Origin of the sequence: Pseudoalteromonas sp. AS71 (assembly GCF_038900275.1) — a bacterium.
Classification (GTDB): domain Bacteria; phylum Pseudomonadota; class Gammaproteobacteria; order Enterobacterales; family Alteromonadaceae; genus Pseudoalteromonas.
This window is the reverse complement of sequence record NZ_JBBMQZ010000031.1, coordinates 42,732-48,967: the sequence shown is the minus strand read 5'-3', so window position 1 is coordinate 48,967 and position 6,236 is coordinate 42,732. Positions and strand designations below refer to the sequence as shown.

4 protein-coding genes and 2 tRNA genes are annotated in these 6,236 nt (G+C 40.1%); 4 read left to right on the top strand and 2 right to left on the bottom strand.

Translation table 11 applies throughout. From position 1 onward, the window contains the following. Positions 1 to 2: 2 nt before the first annotated feature. Positions 3 to 76, bottom strand: a tRNA-Asn gene (locus WNY98_RS18825). 21 nt (positions 77 to 97) lie between these two features. Then, positions 98 to 174: transfer RNA gene (locus WNY98_RS18820), tRNA-Asn, on the bottom strand. A gap of 1,051 nt (positions 175 to 1,225) precedes the next feature. Between WNY98_RS18820 and WNY98_RS18815 the strand changes: the two genes are divergently transcribed. Genes WNY98_RS18815 through WNY98_RS18800 form a run of 4 tightly spaced genes read left to right on the top strand, consistent with a single transcriptional unit; the run spans position 1,226 to position 6,218 of the window. Further along, a complete protein-coding gene (locus tag WNY98_RS18815; RefSeq protein ID WP_076924862.1) occupies positions 1,226 to 2,605 on the top strand; it encodes an MATE family efflux transporter in 1,380 nt (459 codons plus the stop codon). Further along, complete coding sequence (gene uvrB, locus WNY98_RS18810) at positions 2,602 to 4,596, top strand: excinuclease ABC subunit UvrB (protein WP_342878640.1); 1,995 nt, start codon at positions 2,602 to 2,604, stop codon at positions 4,594 to 4,596. Before WNY98_RS18815 ends, uvrB begins: the two co-directional genes overlap by 4 nt. A 2-nt stretch (positions 4,597 to 4,598) precedes the next feature. Then, on the top strand, positions 4,599 to 5,537 hold the full coding sequence (locus WNY98_RS18805; protein ID WP_342878639.1) for a class I SAM-dependent methyltransferase: 939 nt from the start codon (positions 4,599 to 4,601) through the stop codon (positions 5,535 to 5,537). Further along, entirely contained in the window at positions 5,538 to 6,218 is a 681-nt protein-coding gene (locus WNY98_RS18800) for a tRNA (adenine(22)-N(1))-methyltransferase TrmK (protein WP_342878638.1), read from the top strand. The last annotated feature ends 18 nt before the right edge of the window (positions 6,219 to 6,236 follow it).

The following is a 6,236-nucleotide window of genomic DNA, read 5'->3' as shown; positions in this document are numbered from 1 at the left end:
GGCTCCCCCTCCCCGACTCGAACGGGGGACCTGCGGATTAACAGTCCGTCGCTCTAACCAACTGAGCTAAGGGGGAATCGTTTATGGTTGAAAAACTTGGCTCCCCCTCCCCGACTCGAACGGGGGACCTGCGGATTAACAGTCCGTCGCTCTAACCAACTGAGCTAAGGGGGAAGCGTCTTGCCTTTCAACGGGGCGAAATATTAATGACCGAGCCGCAAAGTGTCAACATATAAAAGTCATAAATTGAAAAAAGAGGTTTATTCGTTGTTTTTGTGTTCGATCTGCGTGTTTTATAGCTCTATTAAAGTTATTTTTTTTGAAATTTAAGAATAACAGTGTGACTTTTATTATTGCAGAGTCTTTAAATTGGTTAAATTAAACACGTTATTAAAGTGGCTTGTTATTAAAAAACAACTCAAAAACATAAAAACTCATTTTTTACTTGGCGGTATTTTCAATATTAAATTTGTTTTTGTTTTAAATTTTTAAAAATATACCTACGCGTATATCCACAGAAATATTTTGTGATCTAAATTGTGATCTAATTACTATGAATAAAATAGGTATTTACTTTATCCGTTCAAAAATAGAACAATCAATAACTTAACTTTATGGTAAACGTATTTTTATACCAACCGTACAACTATGTTAAGAAGAAAAATTGGAGAGCTTCAGTTTTTAGCGTGAGTTTATAAAAATGCTACAAATAGCAAATGATCAATTGGCTAGATATCACCGAAAATGGCGGCTCTCTCAAAGCCTTTATAAATGCGGGTTTGAATGAGTTATCCACGGTTTCTGTGGATAACTCTGTTTATGAAACTTTAAGAACATCATCGGCACCAATGGTTTAGGGCGCTACAACGATTTCAAGCTTTTAAATCATTATTTTTAATTTAATATAAAACAATGAGTTATGATTTGATGCAGAATAGATGCAACTCGATGAGGGAATTTTTTCGTAACGATAAACCAAGCATCACCTTTGTGTAAAAAAGCATCAGATATCACTGGGTGTTTGTAATAAAAGTTATAAAAATGTGTTTTAATTGTTTTTTGCGGTGTTTAGGCTCTATTTTAACAAAAAGATGTAAAAACTAAGTTTTACTATTTTTTCGAATCTTTACTTCTTTAATTACTTCAATTGTAGTGATAAATCCGTGGCTTGAACTGCCTTGATGCTTTAAAATGATTCGTTCAGTAAAAGAGGCCTATTTATTTCATGCGCGCAATTTCAAAATCCCAGAATCGCCCAGATTTACTAAACGATCCCATCTTGCCAACATTAAAGACGATGACCATTCCGATGATATTCGGCATGATCACGTTAATGATGTTCAATATTGTCGATACATTTTTTATAAGCTTACTTGGCACCGAACCGCTTGCAGCGGTGAGCTTTACATTTCCGGTTACCTTTACCGTTATAAGCTTAGCAATAGGGCTGGGGATTGGTACATCGGCGGTAATAGCAAAAGCACTCGGTAGTAATAAAATAGATGAAGCGCGTTTTGATGCCAGTATTTCTTTAATGGTTGGTGTGGTTTTGGTTATTGTGTTGTCATCTATTGGTTATTTACTGATTGACCCCATATTTACTCTGCTAGGAGCGGGCGCACAAGTATTACCGTTAATACACGAATACATGAATATATGGTTTATCGGTAGTGTATTTTTAATAACCCCAATGATTGGTAACTCAGTACTGCGCGCCAGTGGCGATACAAAAACGCCAAGTATAGTTATGGGCGGAGCAGGGTTGATAAACGCCATACTCGATCCAGTACTAATATTTGGCTTTGGGCCTGTACCAGCGTTAGGAATTCAAGGCGCCGCCATAGCAAGTGTTATTGCGTGGTCGGTCGCTGTCGTTATTATTTTATATATATTAGCGTTTAAAAAGCGTTTGTTGAGCCTAAAAGCAGGCAAGCAAACAGTGGCTGGCGCTATCCGTAAGATATTAAAAATTGGTCTGCCTGCTGCCGGCGCGAACATGCTTACACCCGTTGCAATGGCTGTAATGACCGCTTTGGTGGCACACCATGGCCCAGAAGCCGTAGCTGCATTTGGAGTAGGAAGTCGAATAGAATCGATTGCAAGTATATTAGTGCTTGCGCTATCTATGACATTACCGCCATTTGTTAGCCAAAACTTTGGTGCTGGCAAATTATGCCGCGTTAAAGAAGCGTACACCGGCACACTAAAATTTGTGATGGTGTGGCAATTTGCCATCTACGTATTACTAATTGCATTCTCAGGCGTTATAAGTCAATTGTTTGGTAAAGAACAAGCCGTAATCGATGTAATTAAGCTCTTTATTTATACCATCCCGCTAAGCTACGGCTTACAAGGGGTGATCATATTATCAAACTCATCGTTTAATGCTTTACACAAACCAATGTATGCATTGGTTTTAAGTGTCATTCGGTTATTCATATTTTATGTACCATTTGCTTATATAGGCAATGAAATAGCCGGATTATTAGGGCTGTTTATTGGCGCTGCGTTAGGTAACTTATTTACAGCAATAGTGGCGTATAAATGGTTTATGAAAAAACTAGAGGCGCTGAGCGGCGAATCGTTACAGGAGTGCAATAATTGAGCGACCATTTTCAGTTAAAATCACATTTTAAACCAGCAGGCGATCAGCCCACAGCAATTAAACAGCTTTGCGAAGGGCTAGAAGCTGGCCTTGCACACCAAACGTTATTAGGTGCTACTGGTACAGGTAAAACCTTTACCATGGCTAATATTATTAACGATTTAAACCGTCCAACAATAATAATGGCGCACAATAAAACGCTTGCCGCGCAGCTATACGGGGAGATGAAAGAGTTTTTCCCTAAAAATGCGGTTGAATATTTTGTATCGTATTACGATTACTACCAGCCAGAAGCCTATGTTGTATCAAGCGATACTTTTATTGAAAAAGATGCCTCTATAAACGAGCACATAGAGCAAATGCGTTTAAGCGCAACCAAAGCACTGCTTGAGCGTCGCGATACTATTATTGTGGCCTCGGTATCGGCTATTTATGGTTTGGGCGACCCTAAATCGTACATGAAAATGATGCTACTTTTAAAAGTGGGCGAAAAAGTAGATCAACGCGACATGCTACGTCGCCTAGCTGAAATACAATATACCCGCAACGACATAGATTTTAGCCGAGGTACATACCGTGTACGTGGCGAAGTGGTCGACATATTCCCTGCAGAATCAGACACATTTGCTGTTCGAGTAGAAATGTTTGATGACGAAATAGAGCGCTTAAGTATTTTTGATCCGCTCACTGGCGCTGTTGAAAAGCACATAGTCCGTACCACTATCTACCCAAAAACACACTACGTTACCCCGCGTGAAAAAATACTCGGTGCTATCGATAAAATACAAGAAGAACTAAAAGATCGAAGAGCCCAGTTACTCAGTGCTAATAAATTAGTAGAAGAGCAACGCGTAACGCAGCGTACGCAATACGATATGGAAATGATGCGAGAGCTAGGTTATTGCTCTGGCATCGAAAACTATAGCCGCTATCTATCTGGCCGTACGCCAGGCGATCCACCGCCTACGTTACTTGATTATCTCCCAGACGATGCATTGATGATTATTGATGAATCGCACGTAACCGTATCGCAAATTGGCGCAATGTATAAAGGCGACAGAAGCCGTAAAGAAAACCTAGTTGAATATGGCTTTAGAATGCCCTCAGCAATGGACAACAGACCGCTGCGCTTTGAAGAGTTTGAAGCTATTTCACCACAAACTATTTATGTATCGGCAACGCCAGGCGACTTTGAATTAGAACGTTGTGTGGGCGCAATTGCAGAGCAAGTAATTCGCCCAACAGGCTTGCTCGACCCACTTATTGAAGTGCGCCCAGTGGGCGATCAGGTTGACGACCTCCTATCAGAAATTTATAAAAGTGTAGAGAAAGGCGAACGCGTACTTGTAACCACATTGACCAAACGTATGTCTGAGGATTTAACCGATTACTTAAGTGAGCATGGCGTAAAAGTGCGTTACTTGCATTCAGACATAGATACCGTTGAGCGCGTTGAGATTATTCGAGATTTACGTGCGGGTGTGTTTGATGTGTTAGTGGGCATTAACTTACTTCGAGAAGGTTTGGATATGCCAGAAGTAGCACTAGTAGCAATATTAGATGCTGACAAAGAAGGCTTTTTACGCTCAGCGCGTTCAATTATTCAAACCATTGGTCGTGCTGCACGTCACTTAGATGGCCGCGCAATTTTATACGGTGATAAAATTACAAAGTCGATGGCCAAGGCCATGGACGAAACAGCGCGCAGACGCGAAATTCAGCATGCTTATAATGTTGAACACGGTATTGAACCGCATTCACTAGCCAAAAAGATTCTTGATGCGATGGATGTAGGCGAAGAGGCCGGCCCTAAAGACAATTTAAGGCTTATTCGTAAAGATTCTAAAAAGGTACTTAGCGCGAAAGAAATTACAGTGCAAATTAAGCAGCTTGAAACCAAAATGCATGCATACGCAAGCGACCTAGAATTTGAAAAAGCGGGCTCTGTTCGCGATGAAATACATGAACTACAACAACAGTTGATAAATTAAAAATGACAGCAAACTTTACTCCTCTTATTACTGCGCTTGAAGATGCGCCAATTTTAAAAAATGAACTGTGCCGTGTCTTTCATGGTCGAGGCCACAGTATTGAGGCGTTAAGCCATATAAATTTAGACTTTTATCCGCCAAGTTTATTTTTAGTTTCGTACGACGAAATTGACGAGCAAACACTAAGCGAGCTTACCGATGTAGTGTGGCAGTGGGCGCAAGCAAATCAGCCTGAGCTTATTAGCTCACTTGTGTATCAGCAACGCGCTGGTGTGCAAAGCCAAAACACCGTGGTTTATGGGCAATTACCTAACCCGCATGTTGTAACCGAAAACGGCATTCGTTTTTTGGTTGATTTACAGAGCCGTCAAAATACCGGGATATTTCCTGACATGCGAAGCGGCCGTGAGTTTGTAATGGCTAATAGTAAGCATGGCAAAGTGCTTAATTTGTTTTCGTATACGTGTGGATTTTCGCTTGCAGCAATGCAAGGCGGGGCAGATCATGTAATGAACATGGATATGAGCAAAGGCGTACTTAAAGTAGGCAAGCAAAACCATCAACTAAACGGTTTTGAGCGCGGCGTAAGCTTTTTACCTCATGATATTTTAAAGTCGTTTGGTAAACTAAAAAAAGCAGCCCCGTTTGACTTAATAATAGTTGATCCGCCAAGCTTTCAAAAAGGCAGCTTTATATTAACTAAAGACTACCAAAAAGTACTGCGCAGATTGCCAGAGCTACTTTGTGATACCACACAATTGTTATTGTGCGCTAATAGCCCAGAGCTTAGCGAAGAGGCGTTTAAAGCGTTAATAAACGAGCACACCCAAGGCGCAATTGAATTTGTTGAGCGCCTAGCCCCTACTGAGCGTTTTACTGAAGTAGACAGCGACAGAAGCTTAAAAGCGCTTGTCTATAAAACGTCACAAATATCTGCTTAAATGAAGCTCAGTAAACGCCTAACTGCCATTAATACATTAATTTCGCAGCATCACGATATTATTTGGGATTGCTGCTGCGACCATGGTTATTTAGGCATGGCGCTATTAAAACGCGTAGCTGCAGAGCAGGTTATTTTTGTTGATATAGTCGCCACTTTAATGAACGACCTAGAAGCGCAATTATCATCTATTAATAAATTACAAAAAGCCTGTAATAAAAATCCACAGTGGCAGGTCTTATGTCAGGATGTAGGCAAAATTGAAATTGCTCAAAGTAAAAGCCAAGTAGTTGTAATAGCAGGTGTTGGCGGTGAGCTGTTGTTAAGTTTAATACAACAAATTACGGCTAATAATGCAGTGGAGCATTTAAATAATGTTCGGTTTATTTTATGTCCAGTGCATCACACTTATAAGTTGCGAGTCGGTTTAAAGCAACTAGGCTTAGGGCTTATAAGTGAGCAAATAGTTTACGACAACAAACGTTTTTATGAAGTAATAGAAGTGAGCTTTAATACCAATAATGAGATTAGTCACACCGGCCACAAAATGTGGGACTTTATCAATACAGAAAACGTTATGTACCAAAGCCAACTTATAAATCATTATAATAAAATGCTCAATAAAGATAAGCCATACTATCAAAAAGTTATAACAGACTATCAAGAACTCACTGATAGTTAAAAAAGCCTGAAAGTAGGG